This window comes from Streptomyces sp. HUAS 15-9, from assembly GCF_025642155.1.
Classification (GTDB): domain Bacteria; phylum Actinomycetota; class Actinomycetes; order Streptomycetales; family Streptomycetaceae; genus Streptomyces.
In genome coordinates, this window is the sequence record NZ_CP106798.1 from 4,170,249 (window position 1) to 4,190,696 (window position 20,448).

Below are 20,448 nucleotides of genomic sequence, written 5' to 3' on the forward strand. Positions count from 1 at the left end.
ACTGTACCGAGCCCCCCGGACGCAGCGGCTGCTGTCGAGCCAGTAAGCATTGGGCGAAGATCCGTAGAATTCTTCGAAAACGGCGGCAGCGGGCAGAGCGCTCTGTATTTGGGCATGGACGAGCCGAAGCCCGTTCTTGAGATTCAATGTTTTTCCTGGTCAGGGAAAGGAGAATTGTTCGCGCTGCGTGAATCAGGCGACTGCCAGACGATCGCCTGTAAGAGTCATGAAGTTCGCCACCAATTGCTCGCCGTACTCACTGCAGACGGCTTCGGGGTGGTACTGCACCCCCCACTGCGGCTTGTCGGTGCGACGCACGCCCATCAATACACCGTCGTCGCTCCACGCAATGGCGCGAAGGGTGGCCGGAAGTGGCGTGGCCAGCGCCAACGAGTGGTAACGGACCGCAGAGAATCCCTGCGGGATGCCGGCGAAGAGCTCGTCGTCGTGGCTGATCCTGGAGATGCGACCGTGCATCGGCTCCGGTGCGCGCACGACCTCGGCCCCCGCCGTCCAGCCGATGCCCTGGTGCCCGAGGCAGACCCCGAGCACCGGCTTCTGACACTTCAGCAGCACGTCGGCGCACACGCCTAGGTCCCCGGGCGCCGCAGGGGTGCCGGGACCAGGAGATATCACGACGTTGTCGAATTCGAGTTGCTCGAGCTGCACCCAGGAGAGTTCGTCGTTCCGGACGACTGTCGGTTTCTCTCCGGAAACGTCAGCTATGAGCTGGAAGAGATTGTAGGTATAGGAATCATAGTTGTCAACTATGAGAGTGTGCATCGGTGTTTCACTTTCCCCCATCGCGCAATCGGCACATTGACCACACCTTTAGGGCGCGGAAGGATGAGCTTTACAATCGCCTTGTGTGGCATTTTCCACTCACCTCACGGGCCTGCGGTACGGCCCCTGCCGACGTGACTCGAAAGAAAGGCTAACTCATCAATGATCAAAGTCAACCACCTTTCGGTGGGCCTCATCGACAGCCTGCGCCCCCTTTGGCGAGAACTGGTGGAGCATCACGCCCGGGTCTCGCCCCATCTTGACCGATTTGGCGACCTGCATCCGGAAGTGGCCTTTTGGGAATTTCGTCGCCGTCAATATTTGGAATGGATGGACGAGGGCTTCAGTCGATGCCTGACAGCGCACGTGGAGGAGGAGCTCGCCGCCTACGCGATGGTTCGGATCAAGGCCGCCTCGGGCTCGCGGGACTGGGGCGACCGGGTGGGTGCGCTTGAGACCCTCGTCACCCGAGAGCAGTACCGCGGAGTGGGGCTGGGAGGCCAGTTGTACGACGAGGCCATGAAACTTCTCGCCGATGAGGGTGTGGCGACTGTTCAGATCGCCGTCATGGCGGGCAACGGCGGTGCCATGCGCTTCTACCAGCAGCGGGGAGCAGTGCCCTTCCTCACGACCGTCGTCGCCCCCACCAGACACCACCCCGGGTCGACCCACGGCAAGCAGGACAGCGCCCGGGCCGACTGATGCCGGTCCGGGCCCTACGTAGCATCTGAACGCTGGCCCCCGGACCGGGTCGCCGCTCCGCAGATCGGGATCTGCGCCATGTCTCCGCAACTCTCACGCATGCACGCAGCGAGGTTGACCCGCGGGGGTGCGTCGGGCAGCCACCGAACCATCCGCGGACGCCGCAGCCGATCCACAGGCCACGGGCACATCCGCTCACGCACGCGCCCGAAAACGAGCCAGCGCTCGGGCCGACCGAAGCCGGTCCGAGCGCTGCACCGCAGGTCAGAAGGGGTTTCCCCTCCCCCGCAGCCGTAGGCCCTGTGGGACTCGAACCCACAACCAATGGATTAAAAGTCCACTGCTCTGCCAATTGAGCTAAGGGCCCAGACGATGTTGCCTCCCCGAGCATAGCCGGACCAGGCCGCGTCTCCGATCGGGTATCGGGCTCGCGGTCGCGTCGGGGGTGGCGAAGTGGCCGGAACGGGCGGGAACCGTCAGGGATCGGCCGGTTCGGCGGTGTCGGGGCGGGTGACGGCCTCACGGGTGAGGGTGCGGGTGTGGACGACGTAGACCCCGCTGCCCCAGCCCGTGTTGTTCACGAACTCCGCGAAGGTCGGGGACGCGGAGCAGACTTCGGCCATCGGGACAGCCCGACAGGACGGAGATGATCGTGAAGGAGACGGCGTAGTCGGAGAACGCCGGCACCCGGCGGGCGAGGACCGCTGACGGTCGCGCCATTTGTCATGCCCCCAGCGATCCTCTCGCCGGGGGCATGACATGCATCACGGGATGCCTAGAAGAGGCCCTTGTAGCCCTGCCAGCCCGTCCCGATCTTCACCCGTGCCGTGAACGACCCCCTGCCGGTGCCGGTCTGGCGGTACAGGTTGCCGGCGGTGTCCCGCGCGACCAGGTCGTTCTTGCCGTCACCGGTGATGTCCCCGACGCCGACGACCGCGTTGTACGACGCGCCCCAGCCGGAGAAGACCTTCACCCGCCCCTTCACCTGGCCCGCCCCGGTGCCGTCGTAGCGCCACAGCGTGCCCGACCTGTCCAGCGCCAGGACGTCGCCGAAGCCGTCGCCGTTCAGGTCGCCGGCGCCGACGATCCGCTTGTACGCCGACCACGTCCCGATCTTGACACCCGCCTTCAGCTTCCCGGCGCCGTCGTTGGCGAACAGATAGACGTCACCGGTCGAGGCCTTGCGCGCCAGCAAGTCCGTACGGCCGTCACCGGTCAGGTCGCCGGGGGCGGTGAGCACGTTGTACGCCTTCCAGCCGGTACCGAGGGAGGTGTGGCTGTTCGAGGGGGTGTACTCCCAGCCGCACCGGCCCGCGTAGCGCCGCAGCTCGCCGTTCGGCATGCGGACCAGCATTTCGGCGCACCGGTCCTTGTCCATGTCACCGAAGGGCACGGCCACCGTACCGGCGGGCCAGCCGGAGCCGGAGTACTTGGGGCCGAAGGTGCCGTTGCCCTGGGTGTAGTGCAGGCTCAGAGCGCCCGAGGAGTTGAGCGTGACCAACTCACCGTTGCTGGAGTACCCCTGGTCGTGGAACCCCTGACGGCCGCCGTGGTACGCCAGCTTGCCGCCCGTGGTGTACGTGCCCCCACCGTCGTCGGCCGTGGCTCGCAGGCTCCAGGTCTTGGGGCCGTTGTAGGGGACGACGCCCGAGTCCGTCTTCAGGTCCCAGTTCACCTCGACGTGCGCGCCGCTGCCGGTGAGGGTGCGCTCGGTGTGCCCCAGCGCGTCCTTCACGGTGAAGGTCCAGTGCGCCGGCTTGTTCAACTGCCAGATGCTGTCCCAGTAATTGACCCCGTTGCGGCCCTTCACGTCCACCGAGTCGCCGGCCACGTCCGACTCGATCTTCGCCAGTGACTGCGTGGGCACCCCGCTCTGCACGATCCGGATCGACTTGTCCTCGCCGACGTACGCGATGTCGCCGCCGAGCTTGTCCACCGTCCAGGTCAGCCGCCGCTGGTCGGCGGTCCTCCCGGCCGGCAGGTCGGCGATCGCGCGCGGGGCGGCGGCCGTACCCGAGTGATAGTCGGTCAGCATCAGCTTCCCGGCCGTCCGGTCGTGCCGGACGAGATAGCCGTCACCGACGAGGGCGGGGCCGGAGGGCACCGTGATCTTCTTCTTCGCCGTACGGTCGTACACGCCCGCGGCGCCCGTCGGGCCGCAGTTCCAGTACATCCAGCGGCCGATGACCTGCAGTTCCTTGACCGTGCAGGGAGCCCCGGTGGAGACGGTCGCGACCGTCTTCTTCGACTCCAGGTCATACGCGGTCACGACCCCGTTGCCCGAGCCCGGCGCCCACAGCGCCGAACCCCACACGGAGGCGGCCGTGATGCGCCGGGTCAGCCGCACGTCCTCGGAGCGGTAGGCGTGCACCGCGTCGACGTACTGCTTGCCGGTCGAGGACGCCTGGTAGACGTAGTAGCGGCCGGTGGCGTCGACGAAGCGGCCCCCGGTGACCGTCGGCTCGTCCGTGCCGCTCAGCGAGTTCTCGGTCAGGTGGACCTGCGCCACCTGCTTGCCGCTGCCGTCGTCCATGAAGTAGCCGGTGTACGTATTGCCGAACGAGCGCAGCGGCACACAGCCCTGCGAGCCGGCGTCGCACGGCACCCGCTGGACGTGGCTGCCGCTTGCGAACACGTCGGCGTAACCACGCGACGTCTCGGTCAGCACCGTGGAGCCGTCGGCGGAGATCTGCCGGCCGATCACCCACTGGGAGCCGCTCGGGGTGTTCTCCACGCTGGTCAGAAAGCCGCCCGCGTAGTCGATGCCCCACACGCCGTCCGTCGTGATCGGCGTCGGGGTGGTGTCCGCGGCCGCCGGGGCCGCGGTGGTCAGCGAGCCGGCGCCCAGTGCGGCCAGGCTCGCGAGAGTCAGGGCGATCCGGCCACGCCGGACCACAAAAGAGCGTGCGCGTACACGCCGAGTCAAAGGGTCCCTCCCCAGGGAAGCAAGAACGGCATGACGGCGGCGATTCCCCCTCGCCCGCTGTGTCCATGCCAAGCAAGTGGATCGTAGCAACCACTTCAGCGTCATCGGTACGGAAAAAGTGGGCGGCGGAAACAACGCAAGGGCCCGCACGAACGAAGTCGTGCGGGCCCTTGTCAGTCAGGTCACTCGGCGTCAGCCGTTGCGCTTCCAGCGCGGCTTGTCGTCGCGGCGGCCGAAGGAGCCGGTGCCGCGGTGGTCGTCACGACGGCCGTACGGGCGGTCGTGGCCGGCGGAGCGGAAGCCGGGGCGGTCGTCACGGCGGTCCCGGTTGAACGGGCGGTCGCTGCTACGGTGCCCACCGCGCTCGTCCCGGCGGAAGCCGCCACGGTCGTCGCGACGCTCGAAGGAACGGCCACCACGGTCGTCACGGCGCTCGAAACCGCCACGCTCGCCACCACGGTCCGGACGACGGTCATCACGGCGGAAGCCGCCACGGTCGTCACGACGCTCGAAGGAACGGCCACCACGGTCGTCACGACGCTCGAAACCGCCACGCTCGCCGCCACGGTCCGGACGACGGTCATCACGGCGGAAGCCGCCACGGTCGTCACGACGCTCGAAACCGCCACGCTCGCCACCACGGTCCGGACGACGGTCATCACGGCGGAAGCCGCCACGGTCATCACGACGCTCGAAGGAACGGCCACCACGGTCACCACGGTCCCCGCGGTCGAAGCCACGCTCGCCCCGGTCGTCACGCCGCTCCCGACGCTCGTACGGCGCGGAGGCCGCCGGGCGCTCGGTGCGCTCGACGTCCTGCGCGACCGGCTGCTCCGGGACCGACGCCTCGATCACGGCCACCGCCTCGGCCGCCGAAGCCTGGGCCTCGGCCACCGCCGCCTCCGGGTCCTCGCCCCGCTCGCGGGCGACCCGGGCCACCAGCCGGTCGACCTCCTCGCGCAGCTCGGCCGCGCGCCGCGTGGCCCGCTCCAGCTGCTTGGTGAGCTGGGCGACCTCACGCTCCGCCTGCTGAGCGGCGTTGCCCGCGGACTCGGCCTGGACCTCGGTCATGGAGCGGGCGCCGGTGATCTCGGCGACCTCCGGGTCGAAGGCGGCACCACCCTGGATGATGTGGCGCGCGGCGTCGACGCCCGCGTCCTCCATCAGACGGAAGATCTGGCGGCGCTGGTGCGGCAGGGACAGCGAGACGACCGTGCCCGTGCGGCCGGCGCGGGCCGTGCGGCCGGCGCGGTGCAGATAGTCCTTGTGGTCGCCGGCCGGGTCCACGTTCAGGACCAGGTCGATGCCGTCGACGTGGATACCGCGGGCCGCGACGTCGGTGGCGACCAGGACGTTGACGTAACCGTCCTTGAAGTCCGCCAGCGTGCGGGTGCGCGCGCCCTGGGTCATGCCGCCGTGCAGCGCGTCCGCCTTCACGCCCGCGTCGCGCAGCTGCTCGGCGACACGGTCGGCGCCCAGCTGGGTGCGGACGAAGATGATGGTGCGGCCCTTGCGGGAGGCGATGGCCGCCGTGACCGGCGCCTTGTCCTTGGGCTTCACGATCAGGATGTGGTGGGACATCGTCGTGACCGCGCCCTGGGCCGCGTCCACCTCGTGCGAGACGGGGGACTGCAGGTAGCGGTCGACGAGCGTCTGGATCTCGTTCTCCATGGTCGCGGAGAACAGCATCCGCTGGCCGCCCGCCGGGACCTGGTCGAGCAGCTCGGTGACCTCGGGCAGGAAGCCCAGGTCGGACATCTGGTCGGCCTCGTCGAGAACGGCGATCTGCACGTCCTCCAGGGAGCAGGCACCGCGGTTGATGATGTCGCGCAGGCGGCCCGGGGTGGCGACGAGGATGTCGACGCCCCGCTCCAGGGCGTAGATCTGGTTGCCCATCGACGTACCGCCGCAGACGACCTTCATCTTCAGGCCGAGGACGTCGCCGTACGGCTGGAGGGCGTCCGCCACCTGCATGGCCAGCTCACGCGTCGGCGTGAGGATGATGGCGCGGGGGCGCCTCTTCTCGGTGCGCCCGCCGGCCAGCGTCGCCAGCGTCGGCAGACCGAAGGAGAGCGTCTTGCCGGAGCCGGTGCGGCCACGGCCGAGGATGTCCTTGCCGACCAGGGCGTCCGGGATGGTCGCGGCCTGGATCGGGAACGGGACGGTCACGCCGTTCTGCGCGAGCTTGCGCACCACGCCCTCGGGGAGGCCGAGGTCGGCGAAAGTGATCTGGGGGGTGTCAGCGGTCTCGGTGACCTCGGTCGACTCGTCGTTCTCGAGCTCGTTCTCGGACATGACGATGTGATCTGTGCTGGACACGGACATGCGAATGCGAAACCTTCCGGAGTCTCTTCGGCACGCGCCCGTCAACTCCGTGATTCGCAATACGACCGCCTCAATGCGGTCCGCCACGGCAAAGGAGAGTACGCGCCACACGGCGCGCTCTGCGTTGGCGCCGGGCAAATGGGATCAAACGATCTACCACCATACGCACCCACCGCCCCCCAAGGCAAACTCAACCCACGAGACGCTGGTCACGTGCCCACGCCGGTAACCGGGTGGCCTCCGAATCTACGCCGGAGCCCCCGCCTCGGGCGCCGGCTCCCGGTCCCCCAGCTGCGGCCCCGCCTCCTCGTGCGCCGACGACGACGGCTCGGCCGTCGGCGGGGTCGACACCGGCGGCGGGGTCGACGCCGGAGGCTCCGGCTCGGGAGGCGTCGGCGTGGGGGTCGGCGGCGCCTGGGTCGGCGCCGGAACCCCGGCTTCTGACTGCCGCCCGGCCCGGCCGGCGACACGGAGGAACTCCCCGCCCGTGAGGGCGACGCCGACTCCGACGCGTGCTTGCCGTGCTTCGCCTTCCGCCCGTGCTTGTGCTTGGCATCGCCCTCGGAGCCGTCGTACCCGGCACCACCCCCCGACACCGCCGACCCCCCGTCGGCCGCCTCGCCGCCCCGCCGCCCCGCCGAGTGCGAGGGGCTCGCCCGGCCGCCGTCCTCGCCCACGCTCACACAACCGGCGGCAGCCGTCACGGCCAGCACCGCGGCGGCCAGACGGACAGGTACGTACTTGGGGCGCACGGCGGCCACCTCCGGGGGAGGATGAAGGAGTCGCCGTGCCCAACTCCCGCCGGACTCAAGAAGACACGCGCCCGGCCCTCACCCGTACCCGAGCGCGTGCAGCCGCTCGTCGTCAATCCCGAAATGGTGGGCGATTTCGTGCACCACGGTGACCTCGGTCTCCGCGACGACGTCCTCGCGCGTGTCGCACATCCGCAACGTCGGCCCCCGGTAAATGGTGATCCGGTCGGGCAGCACGCCCGCGTACCACTCGCCGCGATCGGTCAGCGGCGTCCCCTCGTAGAGCCCGAGCAGCTCGGGATCGTCCGCCGGGGGCTCGTCCTCCACGAACACCGCGACGTTGTCCATCAGCCGCGTCAGCTCCGGCGGAATCCGGTCGAGCGCCTCGGCGACCAGTTCCTCGAACTCCTCGCGCGTCATCTCCAGCACACGGTCATTGTCCGGCACGGCACAGCCGTAGGGGCGTTGCGAACCAACGACCGCGGGAGCGTCACGAACCGACGGCCGTCGGAGCCTCACCAGCCCTCGGACACGCCGGCCGCGAACCCCCGCATATCCACTGCCCGGCTTGGGCATACGCGACCAATGGCCCGCGTCCCCCTCGCAGCCCGCAACCGGATCATCCGCACACTCACCCGGCGCCACCCGAACCGCCACGCCCCGGAACTCGCCACCCAGCAGCACCCCTGGGCGCGCGCCCTCGGCATGACGGTCGTCGTCCTCGTCGGCGCCTGGCTGGGCCTGCTCATCGTCGGCAACGTCAGAGCCCAGGTCGGCCCGATGAACACGACCATGGCCCTGCGCCCGTCCCTCAGCGGCGGCACGAAGATCAACGTCTCACCGCTGGGCGCACTGACACTCGACAGCCATGTCGCGCCCGTCCGCCTGGACGTGAACGTCGACCAACTCGACCCCGTCCGCTCACAAGCCCTCGTCGATCACCCCGAGCGCCTCACCGGCCTCCAGGACGAGATCGCCCGGGACGTCGAGCACGGCACACTCGACCTGGCCCTACGCTCCTGCGTCGCCGTGGTCTCCGGCGCGACCGCACTGGGCCTGGCGGTCTACCGCCGCCCCCGGCGCGCCCTCGCGGCCGGCGGACTCGCCCTCGCCCTGCTGGCCGCCTCGGGAGCGACGGCGTACGCCACCTGGAACCCCAAGTCGGTCCTGGAACCGAAGTTCTCGGGCCTGCTGTCCTCCGCGCCCTCCCTGGTCGGCAACGCGCGCAGCATCGTCACCGAATTCGACGTCTACCAGAAGGAGTTGGCCCGCCTGGTGACGAACGTGACGAAGCTGTACGACGTCACCTCCACGCTCCCGGCCTACCGGCCCGACCCGAGCACGATCCGGGTCCTGCACGTCTCGGACATCCATCTGAACCCGGCGAGCTGGAAGATCATCGCGTCGCTGGTGGCCGAGTACAAGGTGAACGTGATCGTCGACTCCGGCGACACGATGGACCACGGTACGGCGGCGGAGAACGGCTTCCTCGACCCGATCGCGGACCTGGGCGCGCCGTATGTATGGGTCCGGGGCAACCACGACTCACGTCTCACCCAGAGCTACCTGCAGCGGATGAAGAACGTGCGCGTCCTGGACGACGGACGGGCACGGACGATCGCGGGGCTGCGGTTCGCCGGCATCGGCGACCCCCAGTTCACCCCCGACCGCTCGGGCCGGCCGGGCGGCGACGCGGCGGAGGCACTGGCCGGGGACCAGCTGGCCACGGCGCTGCGCGACCAGCGGGCCGCGGGCACACCCGTGGACGTGGCCGTGGCCCACGAGCCCTCCGCCGCCCGACGCACGGACGGCGAGGTGCCCCTGGTGCTGGCGGGCCACATCCACCACGAGCAGACGGAGGTCATGAAGAAGGGGACCCGGCTGCGGGTGGAGGGCTCGACGGGCGGCAGCGGGCTGCGTGCGGTGGAGGGCAAGTACCCCGATCCGGTCGAGGCGTCGATCCTCTACTTCGACCGGGACACGCGGCGGCTCCAGGCCTGGGACGAGATCAGGCTGGGCGGCCTGGGCCTGACGACGGCCGAGGTCAGCCGTCACCTGCCGGAGGAGAACAGGCCTGGCGCGAACCCCACGCCGAGCACCCCCACCACCCCATCGGGGACGGCGTCGCCCACGAGGCCGTAAACCGTTTTGGCGATACTCCCCGCCATCCCATATGCTTCTCACGTCCCCGACGCGCTGACAAGCGCCCAGGCGGGCCGATAGCCCTCATCGTCTAGCGGCCTAGGACGCCGCCCTTTCAAGGCGGTAGCACGGGTTCGAATCCCGTTGGGGGCACGCAAGATCGTGTGCGACACTGTTGCACGCAAGCTTGGTCCTGTGGAGCAGTTTGGAGTGCTCGCCACCCTGTCAAGGTGGAGGCCGCGGGTTCAAATCCCGTCAGGACCGCTGAGGCTTCCTCGAAAGCCTCGTGGCTGGGTAGCTCAGTTGGTACGAGCGTCCGCCTGAAAAGCGGAAGGTCGCCGGTTCGACCCCGGCCCCAGCCACAGCCAAGGCCCCGATCTTCGGATCGGGGCCTTGTTGTGTGCCTCGTGGATCATGCTCGTGGTACGAGCGTCCGCGTCCGCTACCGGGGACGCCCGCTCGTACTGTTCCACCCTCGGCTTGGCACGGATACCGTGCGGCGCTACGTTCTGCCTGGTCGGCCGTGAGATCTGGGGGGCGGGGACGATGAGCCGGGACGAGTCGAGGGCCATTCGGGATACCGAGTTGGAGAAGGACCGGGCGCGGTACGGGCTGCTTGCCGTGGTCATCAGTAATCTCGCGATCGCCGGGGTCGCGATCTTCGGGGTGTGGCAGCTCGGCGGTGACAAGGCGGTGATCGTCGGTGTGCTGACGGCCGCGTTCACCGCGGTCAGCAGCATGACCACGGCCTATCTGGGGATCAAGGCCGTCTCCAACACCGCCAGGTCCATCGCTCTGGGCGACGGCTCCCGCGGGCGTGAGCCGCAGTCTGCCCCTCCGGTGCAGCGCACCCCCTGAAAACACCGTGGGGCAAAAGCGTTCGCCACGGATTTCCCCGGGGTGAGATCCTGGACGGCGTATGTCTACGCATCCCGCCCCCGCCCTCGGCGCCCTCGCCCCCCGCCTGACCGAGCTGTCGCTGCGCGACGCGCACCGGCTCGGGCGCAGGCTCGAGGGCGCACGCAAGATCCGTAAGCCCGAGGCCCGTGCCGCTGTTCTCGCCGAGATCGAGGCCGAGGTCGCGAAGGCCGAGGCACGGATGGGTGAGCGGCGTGCCCGGGTGCCCGCGGTCGGCTATCCCGAGCAGCTGCCCGTCAGCCAGAAGAAGGACGCGATCGCGGCCGCGATCCGTGATCACCAGGTCGTGATCGTCGCCGGTGAGACCGGGTCCGGCAAGACGACCCAGATCCCGAAGATCTGTCTTGAGCTCGGGCGCGGGGTCCGGGGCATGATCGGGCACACCCAGCCCCGTCGTATCGCGGCTCGTACGGTCGCCGAGCGTGTGGCCGAGGAGCTGGACACCCCGCTCGGCGAGTCGGTCGGCTGGAAGGTGCGGTTCACCGACCAGGTGAACCCGGACGCCACGTTCATCAAGCTGATGACGGACGGCATCCTGCTCGCCGAGATCCAGACGGACCGTGAGCTGCGCGCGTACGACACGATCATCATCGACGAGGCCCATGAGCGGTCCCTCAACATCGACTTCCTGCTCGGTTATCTGGCCCAGCTGCTGCCGAAGCGGCCGGACCTCAAGGTCGTCATCACCTCCGCGACGATCGACCCCGAGCGTTTCTCCCGGCACTTCGGTGACGCGCCGATCGTCGAGGTGAGTGGCCGGACGTATCCGGTGGAGGTGCGGTACCGGCCGCTCCTGGAGGAGGACTCCGAGGACGCGGACCGGGATCAGATCACCGCGATCACCGACGCGGTCGAGGAGTTGATGGGGGAGGGCAAGGGCGACATCCTCGTGTTCCTCTCCGGTGAGCGCGAGATCCGGGACACCGCGGACGCGCTGGAGAAGAAGAAGTATCCCCGCGCCGGAGGCGCTGATTGGCAGAGCACAGAGATCCTGCCTCTCTACGCGCGGCTCTCGCACGCCGAGCAGCACCGTGTGTTCCAGCCCCACGGCGGCCGCAGGATCGTTCTGGCGACGAACGTCGCCGAGACGTCCCTCACCGTGCCGGGCATCAAGTACGTCATCGACCCCGGCTTCGCCCGTATCTCGCGCTACAGCCACCGCACCAAGGTGCAGCGCCTCCCCATCGAGGCGGTCTCCCGGGCCAGCGCCAACCAGCGCAAGGGCCGCTGCGGCCGTACGTCCGACGGCGTCTGCATCCGGCTCTACAGCGAGGACGACTTCAACGCCCGGCCGGAGTTCACCGACGCGGAGATCCTCCGTACGAACCTCGCCTCCGTCATTCTGCAGATGACCGCGGCCGGCCTCGGCGACATCGAGAAGTTCCCCTTCATCGATCCGCCGGACCACCGCAACATCCGTGACGGCGTGCAGCTGCTGCAGGAGCTGGGCGCCCTCGACCCGATGCAGAAGGACGTGCGCAAGCGGCTCACGGACACCGGCCGCAAGCTCGCCCAGCTGCCCGTCGACCCGCGGCTGGCCCGTATGGTCCTGGAGGCCGACAAGAACGACTGTGTCCGCGAGGTCATGGTCATCGCCGCCGCGCTGTCCATCCAGGACCCGCGCGAGCGCCCGGCCGACAAGCAGACCCAGGCCGATCAGCAGCACGCTCGCTTCAAGGACGAGACGAGCGACTTCCTCGCCTACCTCAACCTCTGGCGCTACATCCGCGAGCAGCAGAAGGAGCGGGGTTCGTCCGCGTTCCGGCGCATGTGCAAGCAGGAGTACCTCAACTTCCTGCGCATTCGCGAATGGCAGGACATCTACACCCAGCTGCGCACGGTCGCCAAACAGATGGGCATCCACCTCAGCGAGCAGGACGCCCCCGACGACCGCGTCCACGTGTCCCTCCTCGCCGGACTGCTCTCGCACATCGGCATGAAGGATGTGAAGGACGGCGCGAAGAACGAGTACTTGGGCGCCCGCAGCGCCAAGTTCGCGATCTTCCCCGGCTCGGCCCTGTTCAAGAAGACGCCGCGTTTCGTGATGTCGGCGGAGCTGGTGGAGACGAGCCGGCTGTGGGCCCGGGTCAACGCGAAGATCGAGCCGGAGTGGGTGGAGCCGCTCGCCGGGCACCTGCTCAAGCGGACCTACAGCGAGCCGCACTGGGAGAAGGACCAGGCGGCGGTGATGGCGTTCGAGAAGGTCACGCTGTACGGCGTACCGATCGTCGCCCAGCGGAAGGTCAACTACGGCCGTATCGACGCGGAAGCCTCCCGCGAGCTTTTCATCCGCAACGCCCTGGTCGAGGGCGACTGGCGCACGCACCACAAGTTCTTCGCCGACAACCGCAAACTCCTCAGCGAGGTGGAGGAGCTGGAGCACCGTGCCCGCCGTCGGGACATCGTCGTCGACGACGAGACGCTCTTCGACTTCTACGACCAGCGGGTCCCCGACCATGTGGTCTCCGGCGCGCACTTCGACTCCTGGTGGAAGCACAAGCGGCACGAGCAGCCCGACTTCCTGGACTTCGAGCGGGAGATGCTCATCCGGGAGTCGGCGGAGGCGGTCACCAAGGCCGACTACCCGGACTCATGGCGGCAGGGGCAGCTGAAGTTCCGGGTGACCTACCAGTTCGAGCCGGGCGCGGATGCCGACGGCGTCACCGTGCACATCCCGCTCCAGGTCCTCAACCAGGTCATGGACGAGGGTTTCGACTGGCAGATCCCGGGTCTTCGCGAGGAAGTGGTGACGGAGCTGATCCGCTCCTTGCCGAAGCCGATCCGCCGCCACTACGTGCCCGCGCCGAACTATGCGAAGGCGTTCCTGGACAGGGCGGTGCCCTTGCAGGAGCCGCTGACGCTCACCATGGCCCGCGAGCTGAAGCGCATGGTCGGCGTGCCCTTCGAGGCCGACGACTTCGACTGGACGCGGCTCCCGGACCATCTGCGGATCACCTTCCGCATCGTCGACGAGCGGCGCCGCAAGCTCGCCGAGGACAAGGACCTGGAGGCGCTGAAGCTCCGGCTGAAGCCGAAGGCGCGCCAGGCCCTGTCCCAGGCCGCGGCGGCGACGGCCGAGCGGCAGGGCGGGGAGTCCCTGGAGCGCAAGGGCCTCACCGACTGGACGATCGGCGCGCTCATCCGTGTGTTCGAGACCCGCAGGGCCGGCCATCCGGTGAAGGCGTACCCGGCGCTGGTCGACGACGGGGACACGGTGTCGGTCCGGCTCTTCGACACGGAGGCGGAACAGGCCGAGGCCATGTGGAGGGGCACCCGGCGGCTGATCCTGCGCAACATCCCGGTCAACCCGGCCAAATTCACGAGCGACCGCCTGACGAACGCGCAGAAGCTCGCGCTGTCCGCGAATCCGCACGGTTCGATACAGGCCCTGTTCGACGACTGCGCGATGGCTGCGGCGGACAAGCTGATCGCCGACTTCGGCGGGCCGGTGTGGGACGAGGAGTCGTACCGGAAGTTGTACGACAAGGTGCGCGCGGAGATCGTCGACACGACGGTCCGTACGGTCGCCCAGGTGCAGCAGGTCCTGGCCGCCTGGCAGGCCTGTGAGCGCCGTCTCAAGGCCGTACGCAGCCCCGTCCTCCTGCCCAACCTCACGGACGTACGCACCCAGCTGGACGTCCTTGTGAAGCCCGGCTTCGTGACGTGGGCGGGCATACGGCGGCTGCCGGACCTGATGCGCTATCTGGTGGCCGTGGACCGTCGTCTCCAGCAGATGCCGACGGGCGTCCAGCGGGACACCACTCGCATGGAGAAGGTCCACGAGATGCAGGACGAGTACGCCTGGCTCCTGGAGCAGCTGCCGCAGGGCCGTCCCGTCCCGTCGTCCGTCCTGGACATCCGCTGGATGATCGAGGAGCTCCGGGTCAGCTACTTCGCGCATGCGCTCGGCACGGCGTACCCGGTCTCCGACAAGCGGATCGTGAAGGCGATCGACGCGGCGGTCTCGTAATCGCCTGTGCACGCAGGGTGAGTTCGACCGTGGGGCTCACCCTCCTGTACAGTCTCTTCTCGCAGCGCAACGCACGAATGGCGCCGCGAAACCTGGTCCTGTGGAGCAGCTTGGAGTGCTCGCCACCCTGTCAAGGTGGAGGCCGCGGGTTCAAATCCCGTCAGGACCGCAACGATGAAGGCCCGCACCGATACGGATGCGGGCCTTCGCCATATCTCCGCCCCTCACCCCTCACCACCGGCCGGCACCAATCAGCCCGTCCGGCGTTTGAGGACGAGGCCGTTCAGGCCGAAGCGGGGGTCTGGGGGCGGCAGCCCCCAGTGAGCGGCCACACCGACACCGGCGCCGAACCCAGCGGAGGCACCGGTGAACAACGCCGAACCGGCGGAGCCCCCCGCTCTTGACGGCGTCACATTCCGTCGGTACCCAGAAAGCAGGCCCCGTTCTCGTGCGGCCCCCGGAGGTGGCGTATGGCGGCATCTGTCAGGCACGAGACGCGAGCCCTGCTCCGCGCGCACCTGTCGGCCGCCTCCTCCTATCGGCACCTCACCCGCCACTGCCCGATCTGCCACCGCCTGCTGAGGCTGGCGATGGACTCCGCCCCGCCGGGCGCTCAGGCTCTGGAGGGCGCGGCCGAGGACGAGGCCGCCCCGACCGCGTAGCGCTCGCGCACTCCCAACACCCGTGCCACAGTGGGACGCTGGAGCCCATGTCTCCATTAGCGCACATGGACCACCGACAACAAGCCACCCGGTATGTGACGGGTGTCACCGCATGACTTTCTGAAACCCCGGTACTTACACCTGTCCTACAACGGGTCAATTTAATATGTGCAATTGCACCGCTCCGAGGGGACATCCACAGCGGATCCGACACCCCTCCCCAGACTCCGACAAGCCCGCTCACGGACCCTCCGCACCAGGGGTTTCGGCGCACAAAAAAGATCGCGCTGGACCCGGCGGAGTCCAGCGCGATCTACGACGCACCCTGTGTCACGTGCCTGAGAAGTTCCCATTGGCTTGGGCGAGGGTCCTGTTGGGGCAGGTCCCGCGTCGCTTGGAGCTAGGGCCCGGGCGCCTCGGCGGGTTGGGGGACCAGCCGTTTTGCCCGGTTATGCGATTGTTCAGGCCTCGCTGCGCTGCTGCGGGATGCCCGCGAGAAGAGCGCGGACCTCGGCCTCGCGGTAGCGGCGGTGTCCGCCGAGCGTACGGATGGAAGTGAGCTTGCCGGCCTTCGCCCACCGCGTGACCGTCTTGGGGTCGACGCGGAACATCGTGGCGACCTCAGCCGGGGTCAGCAGCGGCTCGGCATCAGGGGTGCGAGCGGTCATGAGCGGCCTCCTCGGGAGAACCGAACCTTCTCGGTTCTTTCCTCTAAATTCTGCACCTTGACCCGCGTTGCCCGAAATGGTGGACGCGGGTCGAGTCGGTTATAGGACGAACGGCTTGTCCTCGGCACTACAACTACACCATCTGTCCAGCCGCGTCGGCCAAACCGATGGAATTGCCCTCCCAGGTAGTCATCAGCCGCGGAAGCCGATGGACCATGCCATAGCGGACAGTCACGCCACTGTGACGATCAGTCACAGGGGCGATCAGGAGTCACAAGACCCCCCAAAGCATTGCAATGCTGAGATTCCGCCCAGAATGGAGCTTAGTTGGGCGGACGGAGTCTTCCCCGGACTCCTTGTCCTATTTTGGCATGAGGAGCGGCAAGAGGCGCAAGGGCCGCGTAAGTGCGGTCCGTCACCCTTGATACAAAAGCCCCTATCGGAACCAACGCCCCGTCAGGTGACCTAAGTGGCGTAGACCGTACGTCGTCCAGGCCGGTTTGGGCCGTGACGTACGTCACTCAGTTCGCGGAACGCCTGTCCCGCACCGTCCGCCACCGCTCCACGAGCCGCCCGTACGCCTCCCCCGCCGCGGCCCCGTCGCCCCTGCGCAGCGCGTCGATGCCCTCGGCCACGTCCGCCGCCGAGTGGTCCCCCTCCAGCTCGCCGGCCGGCACCGCGTGCACCAGGCCGCCGTAGTCCAGCTCGACCAGCGAGCGCGGGTGGAACTCCTCCAGCCACCGCCCCACGTCCACCAGGCCGTCGATCAGCGGCCCTTCCTCGATGGCGTCCTTGAGCGTCCGCAGTCCCCGGGCCACGCGCCGCCTGGCCTGCACCATGGGCGTGCGGTAGCGCAGCAGGGGAGCCTCCTCGGCACCTCCCTTGGCGTACTCCCGCTCCTCGTCGGAGACCAGCACGAACCAGTTCAGCGGCACCTGCCAGGTGGCGGTGCGGATCCAGGGGCGGGCATCGGGGTTGCGGGTGAGCCAGCGCTCGTAGTCCTGGGCGGCCTGCCGGCGCACGACCGGCGGCAGCACCGCGTCCAGGACCGACGCCGGGAACTCCTCGGACAGCTCGCCCAGGGCCTGCCAGCCGCGCAGCCGGGTGCGCCAAGGGCAGACGCAGACCACCCCGTCGACGTCCAGCACGAAGGCGTCGCCGCTCTCGTGCACCGGCACCGGGACCGGCGGGGTGGGCAGCAGATCGGCCAGGGAGCGGCGCAGCTCGTCCTGGTAGGAGGGGCGCTCGGGGCGGCGGGCGTAGCGCGACCAGTGGGCGCGCTCCGGCTCCGGGAAGGCGGCCAACGGTTCGTACACGCGTAGATACGCAGCGTAGGGGACGATCACCGAGGACACCTTGGGCACGCCTGCTCCCTCCCCACCGGACAGGGCTCGAAACCCGTACGGGATCCGTACGAGGTGTCCCGAAACGGGCGGGAAACCACTGCAAATCGTGCCACGCGTGTGCGTGCGTGTGCGGCGCGAGAGAGTGATCGCGAGAGAGTGATCCTGAACACTGCGCGGATGGTGGGTGGGCACAGGCTCTACGCTCATGCCACAGCACCCGCCACCCACACGGGAGCTGGTCTTTCGACCGCCGCAACTTACCCGGGAGTCACCACCGTGACCGACGTAACCGGCGCACCTGCTGATGTACTGCACACCCTGTTCCACTCGGACCAGGGCGGTCATGAGCAAGTAGTGCTCTGCCAGGACCGCGCGACCGGACTCAAGGCCGTGATCGCCATCCACTCCACCGCTCTCGGCCCCGCGCTGGGCGGTACGCGCTTCTATCCGTACGCGAACGAGGCGGAGGCCATCGCCGACGCACTCAACCTCGCGCGCGGCATGTCGTACAAGAACGCCATGGCCGGGCTCGACCACGGCGGCGGCAAGGCCGTGATCATCGGCGATCCGGAGCGCATCAAGACCGAAGAGCTGCTGCTCGCCTACGGGCGGTTCGTGGCCTCGCTCGGCGGTCGGTACGTCACCGCGTGCGACGTCGGCACGTATGTCGCCGACATGGACGTCGTGGCCCGCGAGTGCCGCTGGACCACCGGGCGCTCGCCGGAGAACGGCGGCGCGGGCGACTCCTCGGTCCTCACCGCCTTCGGTGTCTACCAGGGCATGCGGGCCTGTGCCCAGCACCTGTGGGGCGACCCCTCGCTGCGCGGCCGCCGGGTCGGCATCGCCGGTGTCGGCAAGGTCGGCCACCACCTGGTCCGGCATCTGCTGGACGAGGGCGCCGAGGTCGTGATCACGGACGTGCGCGAGGACGCCGTACGGCGGATTCTCGACCAGCACCCGGGCGTCACGGCGGTCACCGACACCGACGCGCTGATCCGCGTGGAGGGCCTCGACATCTACGCCCCCTGCGCGCTCGGCGGGGCGCTGAACGACGAGTCCGTGGCGGTGCTCACGGCCAGGGTGGTGTGCGGCGCGGCCAACAACCAGCTCGCCCACCCGGGTGTGGAGAAGGACCTCGCCGACCGCGGGATCCTCTACGCGCCGGACTATGTGGTGAACGCCGGCGGTGTGATCCAGGTCGCCGACGAGCTGCACGGCTTCGACTTCGACCGGTGCAAGGCGAAGGCGGCGAAGATCTTCGACACCACGCTGGCTATCTTCGCACGTGCGAAGGAAGACGGGATTCCGCCGGCCGCCGCGGCCGACCGGATCGCCGAGCAGCGGATGCACGAGGCCGCCGCGGCACGCTGACGCGGAGGTTCCACGGGGTTTGCCGGTACCCGTCGGCGGACAGTTAGAGAGAACTCTCACGTTCGTCGGCGGGTCGGCCGCCGATAAGTGGTTAAAATCGCGGTTGACCAGCGAGGACGGGGCGCCTCGCGGGTTCTGGGCCGAGGCACGTGCTGCGGGCGACGTACCGTATGGGCGCGGGCTCAGGTACCGTGGAAGCCCTACGGACCGGTCTCTCCACGGAGAGCCCGTTCCAGATCATGAACGCGTGTCAAGACTCTGGGGCCGTCGAGCCCCGTCACCGAGGGGGTCGAGCCATGGGGCGCGGCCGGGCCAAGGCCAAGCAGACGAAGGTCGCCCGCCAGCTGAAGTACAACAGCGGCGGGACTGACCTGTCGCGTCTGGCCAGCGAGCTGGGCGCTTCGACTTCGAGTCAGCCGCCGAACGGCGAGCCGTTCGAGGACGACGACGAGGAAGATGACCCGTACGCCCAGTACGCGGATCTCTACAACGACGACGACGAGGACGACGAGGACGACGAGTCCGGTCCCGCGTCGCGTCGTCGCGGCGCTTGACGTAGCGCGCTTCGCGGTTTCTGCAGCGACTGCACTTCACCCGGTCCGGGGCCTTGGCACCGGACCGGGTTTCGTGCTGCCTCCCGGGGCGCCGGGCCTGAAATGGCCGGGCCCTGGGCCCGCGGGGCCGTGAAGCCCCGCGAACGCCATCGGGTGTCAGCAACGGTCATCGGGACCGTCAGGCCGCCAGTCACCGGGACCGTCAGGCGTAGTCGCCGATCAGGGCCGCGCCCGAGTCGTGCTCGCCCCGGTCCGTGATCTCGCCGGCGACCCAGGCGTCGACCCCGCGGTCGGCCAGTGTCGCCAGGGCCACGTCCACCGAGGCCTGGGGCACGATCGCGATCATGCCGACGCCCATGTTGAGGGTCTTCTCCAGCTCCAGGCGCTCGACGTCGCCGGTCCGGCCGACGAGGTCGAAGATCGCGCCCGGGGTCCAGGTGGAGCGGTCGACGACGGCGTGCAGCTGGTCCGGGATCACCCGGGCCAGGTTGGCCGCGAGGCCGCCGCCGGTGACATGGCTGAAGGCGTGGACCTCGGTGGTGCGGATGAGGGCCAGGCAGTCCAGCGAGTAGATCTTGGTGGGCTCCAGGAGCTCCTCGCCGAGCGTGCGGCCGAGTTCCTCGATGTGTGCGTCGAGCGCCAGGCCCGCCTGGTTCAGCAGGACGTGGCGGACCAGGGAGTACCCGTTCGAGTGAAGCCCGGAGGACGCCATGGCGATCACCGCGTCACCCTTACGGATACGATCCGCGCCGAGCAGCCGGTCGGCCTCCACGACGCCCGTACCGGCGCCGGCGACGTCGAAGTCGTCCGCACCCAGCAGACCCGGGTGCTCGGCCGTCTCACCGCCCACCAGGGCGCAGCCGGCCAGCACACAGCCCTCCGCGATGCCCTTCACGATGGCGGCCACGCGCTCGGGGTGGACCTTGCCGACGCAGATGTAGTCGGTCATGAACAGCGGCTCGGCACCGCACACCACGATGTCGTCCATGACCATGGCGACCAGGTCGTGCCCGATGCTGTCGTAGACGCCCATCTGCCGCGCGATGTCGACCTTGGTGCCGACGCCGTCCGTGGCGGAGGCGAGGAGCGGACGCTCGTAGCGCTTGAGGGCGGAGGCGTCGAAGAGGCCGGCGAAGCCGCCGAGGCCGCCGAGGACCTCGGGGCGCCGGGTCTTCTTCACCCACTCCTTCATCAGCTCGACGGCGCGGTCGCCCGCCTCGATGTCGACTCCGGCAGCCGCGTAGGAAGCACCGGTGGAAGGGCCCGTCGCCGACGGCGACTGATCAGACACAGCAGACATTGCCTGGGATCTTTCGGGTTGGTTTCTAC

15 protein-coding genes and 5 tRNA genes are annotated in these 20,448 nt (G+C 69.0%); 11 read left to right on the forward strand and 9 right to left on the reverse strand.

The window, feature by feature from the left end:
• Positions 1–192: 192 nt before the first annotated feature.
• Positions 193–783 carry an anthranilate synthase component II gene (locus N8I87_RS19165; protein WP_263210367.1) on the reverse strand — a complete coding sequence of 197 codons (591 nt, stop codon included), beginning with the start codon at positions 781–783 and terminating at the stop codon, positions 193–195.
• Positions 784–945: 162 nt separating this feature from the next.
• On the opposite strand from N8I87_RS19165, the gene N8I87_RS19170 reads away from it, so the two are divergent.
• A complete protein-coding gene (locus N8I87_RS19170) occupies positions 946–1,485 on the forward strand; it encodes a GNAT family N-acetyltransferase (RefSeq protein ID WP_263210369.1) in 540 nt (179 codons plus the stop codon).
• A 294-nt stretch (positions 1,486–1,779) separates the two neighbouring features.
• On the opposite strand, the gene N8I87_RS19175 is transcribed toward N8I87_RS19170, so the two are convergent.
• From N8I87_RS19175 to N8I87_RS19200, 5 genes are all read right to left on the reverse strand, one after another.
• A tRNA-Lys gene (locus N8I87_RS19175) sits at positions 1,780–1,852 on the reverse strand.
• A 109-nt stretch (positions 1,853–1,961) separates the two neighbouring features.
• Positions 1,962–2,108, reverse strand: coding sequence for a hypothetical protein (locus N8I87_RS19180; RefSeq protein ID WP_263216986.1), 147 nt, complete (start codon positions 2,106–2,108; stop codon positions 1,962–1,964).
• 152 nt (positions 2,109–2,260) lie between these two features.
• On the reverse strand, positions 2,261–4,411 hold the full coding sequence (locus tag N8I87_RS19185) for an FG-GAP repeat domain-containing protein (protein ID WP_263210371.1): 2,151 nt from the start codon (positions 4,409–4,411) through the stop codon (positions 2,261–2,263).
• A gap of 192 nt (positions 4,412–4,603) precedes the next feature.
• Positions 4,604–6,736, reverse strand: coding sequence for a DEAD/DEAH box helicase (locus N8I87_RS19190; protein ID WP_263210373.1), 2,133 nt, complete (start codon positions 6,734–6,736; stop codon positions 4,604–4,606).
• A gap of 830 nt (positions 6,737–7,566) precedes the next feature.
• Positions 7,567–7,917, reverse strand: coding sequence for a metallopeptidase family protein (locus tag N8I87_RS19200; protein ID WP_263210374.1), 351 nt, complete (start codon positions 7,915–7,917; stop codon positions 7,567–7,569).
• Positions 7,918–8,073: 156 nt separating this feature from the next.
• Between N8I87_RS19200 and N8I87_RS19205 the strand changes: the two genes are divergently transcribed.
• The 8 genes from N8I87_RS19205 to N8I87_RS19240 all read left to right on the forward strand — a co-directional run bounded on the left by N8I87_RS19205 (position 8,074) and on the right by N8I87_RS19240 (position 15,180).
• On the forward strand, positions 8,074–9,630 hold the full coding sequence (locus tag N8I87_RS19205; protein WP_263210375.1) for a metallophosphoesterase family protein: 1,557 nt from the start codon (positions 8,074–8,076) through the stop codon (positions 9,628–9,630).
• Positions 9,631–9,710: 80 nt separating this feature from the next.
• A tRNA-Glu gene (locus tag N8I87_RS19210) sits at positions 9,711–9,783 on the forward strand.
• 36 nt (positions 9,784–9,819) lie between these two features.
• A tRNA-Asp gene (locus N8I87_RS19215) sits at positions 9,820–9,894 on the forward strand.
• A gap of 24 nt (positions 9,895–9,918) precedes the next feature.
• Positions 9,919–9,992, forward strand: a tRNA-Phe gene (locus N8I87_RS19220).
• Positions 9,993–10,176: 184 nt separating this feature from the next.
• A complete protein-coding gene (locus N8I87_RS19225; RefSeq protein WP_263210376.1) occupies positions 10,177–10,488 on the forward strand; it encodes a 6TM ABC transporter family protein in 312 nt (103 codons plus the stop codon).
• 61 nt (positions 10,489–10,549) lie between these two features.
• Positions 10,550–14,518, forward strand: a complete 3,969-nt coding sequence (gene hrpA, locus N8I87_RS19230; RefSeq protein WP_263210377.1) for an ATP-dependent RNA helicase HrpA — start codon at positions 10,550–10,552, stop codon at positions 14,516–14,518.
• 94 nt (positions 14,519–14,612) lie between these two features.
• Positions 14,613–14,687: transfer RNA gene (locus tag N8I87_RS19235), tRNA-Asp, on the forward strand.
• A 301-nt stretch (positions 14,688–14,988) separates the two neighbouring features.
• Complete coding sequence (locus tag N8I87_RS19240; protein WP_263210378.1) at positions 14,989–15,180, forward strand: DUF6274 family protein; 192 nt, start codon at positions 14,989–14,991, stop codon at positions 15,178–15,180.
• A gap of 461 nt (positions 15,181–15,641) precedes the next feature.
• Here N8I87_RS19240 and bldC read toward each other — a convergent pair whose 3' ends face one another.
• Both bldC and N8I87_RS19250 read right to left on the reverse strand, forming a co-directional pair.
• Positions 15,642–15,848 (reverse strand): developmental transcriptional regulator BldC, encoded by a 207-nt coding sequence (gene bldC / locus N8I87_RS19245; protein WP_003949541.1) that lies wholly within the window; start codon positions 15,846–15,848, stop codon positions 15,642–15,644.
• Between the two features lie 521 nt (positions 15,849–16,369).
• Positions 16,370–17,212, reverse strand: a complete 843-nt coding sequence (locus N8I87_RS19250; RefSeq protein ID WP_263210379.1) for a DUF8083 family protein — start codon at positions 17,210–17,212, stop codon at positions 16,370–16,372.
• Positions 17,213–17,470: 258 nt separating this feature from the next.
• Here N8I87_RS19250 and N8I87_RS19255 point away from each other — a divergent pair, with 258 nt between their 5' ends.
• On the forward strand, positions 17,471–18,565 hold the full coding sequence (locus N8I87_RS19255) for a Leu/Phe/Val dehydrogenase (protein WP_263210380.1): 1,095 nt from the start codon (positions 17,471–17,473) through the stop codon (positions 18,563–18,565).
• A gap of 296 nt (positions 18,566–18,861) precedes the next feature.
• On the forward strand, positions 18,862–19,119 hold the full coding sequence (locus N8I87_RS19260) for a DUF3073 domain-containing protein (protein WP_263210381.1): 258 nt from the start codon (positions 18,862–18,864) through the stop codon (positions 19,117–19,119).
• Between the two features lie 202 nt (positions 19,120–19,321).
• Here the strand turns inward: N8I87_RS19260 and purM are convergent, their stop codons facing one another.
• Positions 19,322–20,419: a phosphoribosylformylglycinamidine cyclo-ligase gene (gene purM, locus N8I87_RS19265; protein WP_263210383.1), complete on the reverse strand. Its 1,098-nt coding sequence runs from the start codon at positions 20,417–20,419 to the stop codon at positions 19,322–19,324.
• Positions 20,420–20,448 lie beyond the last annotated feature (29 nt).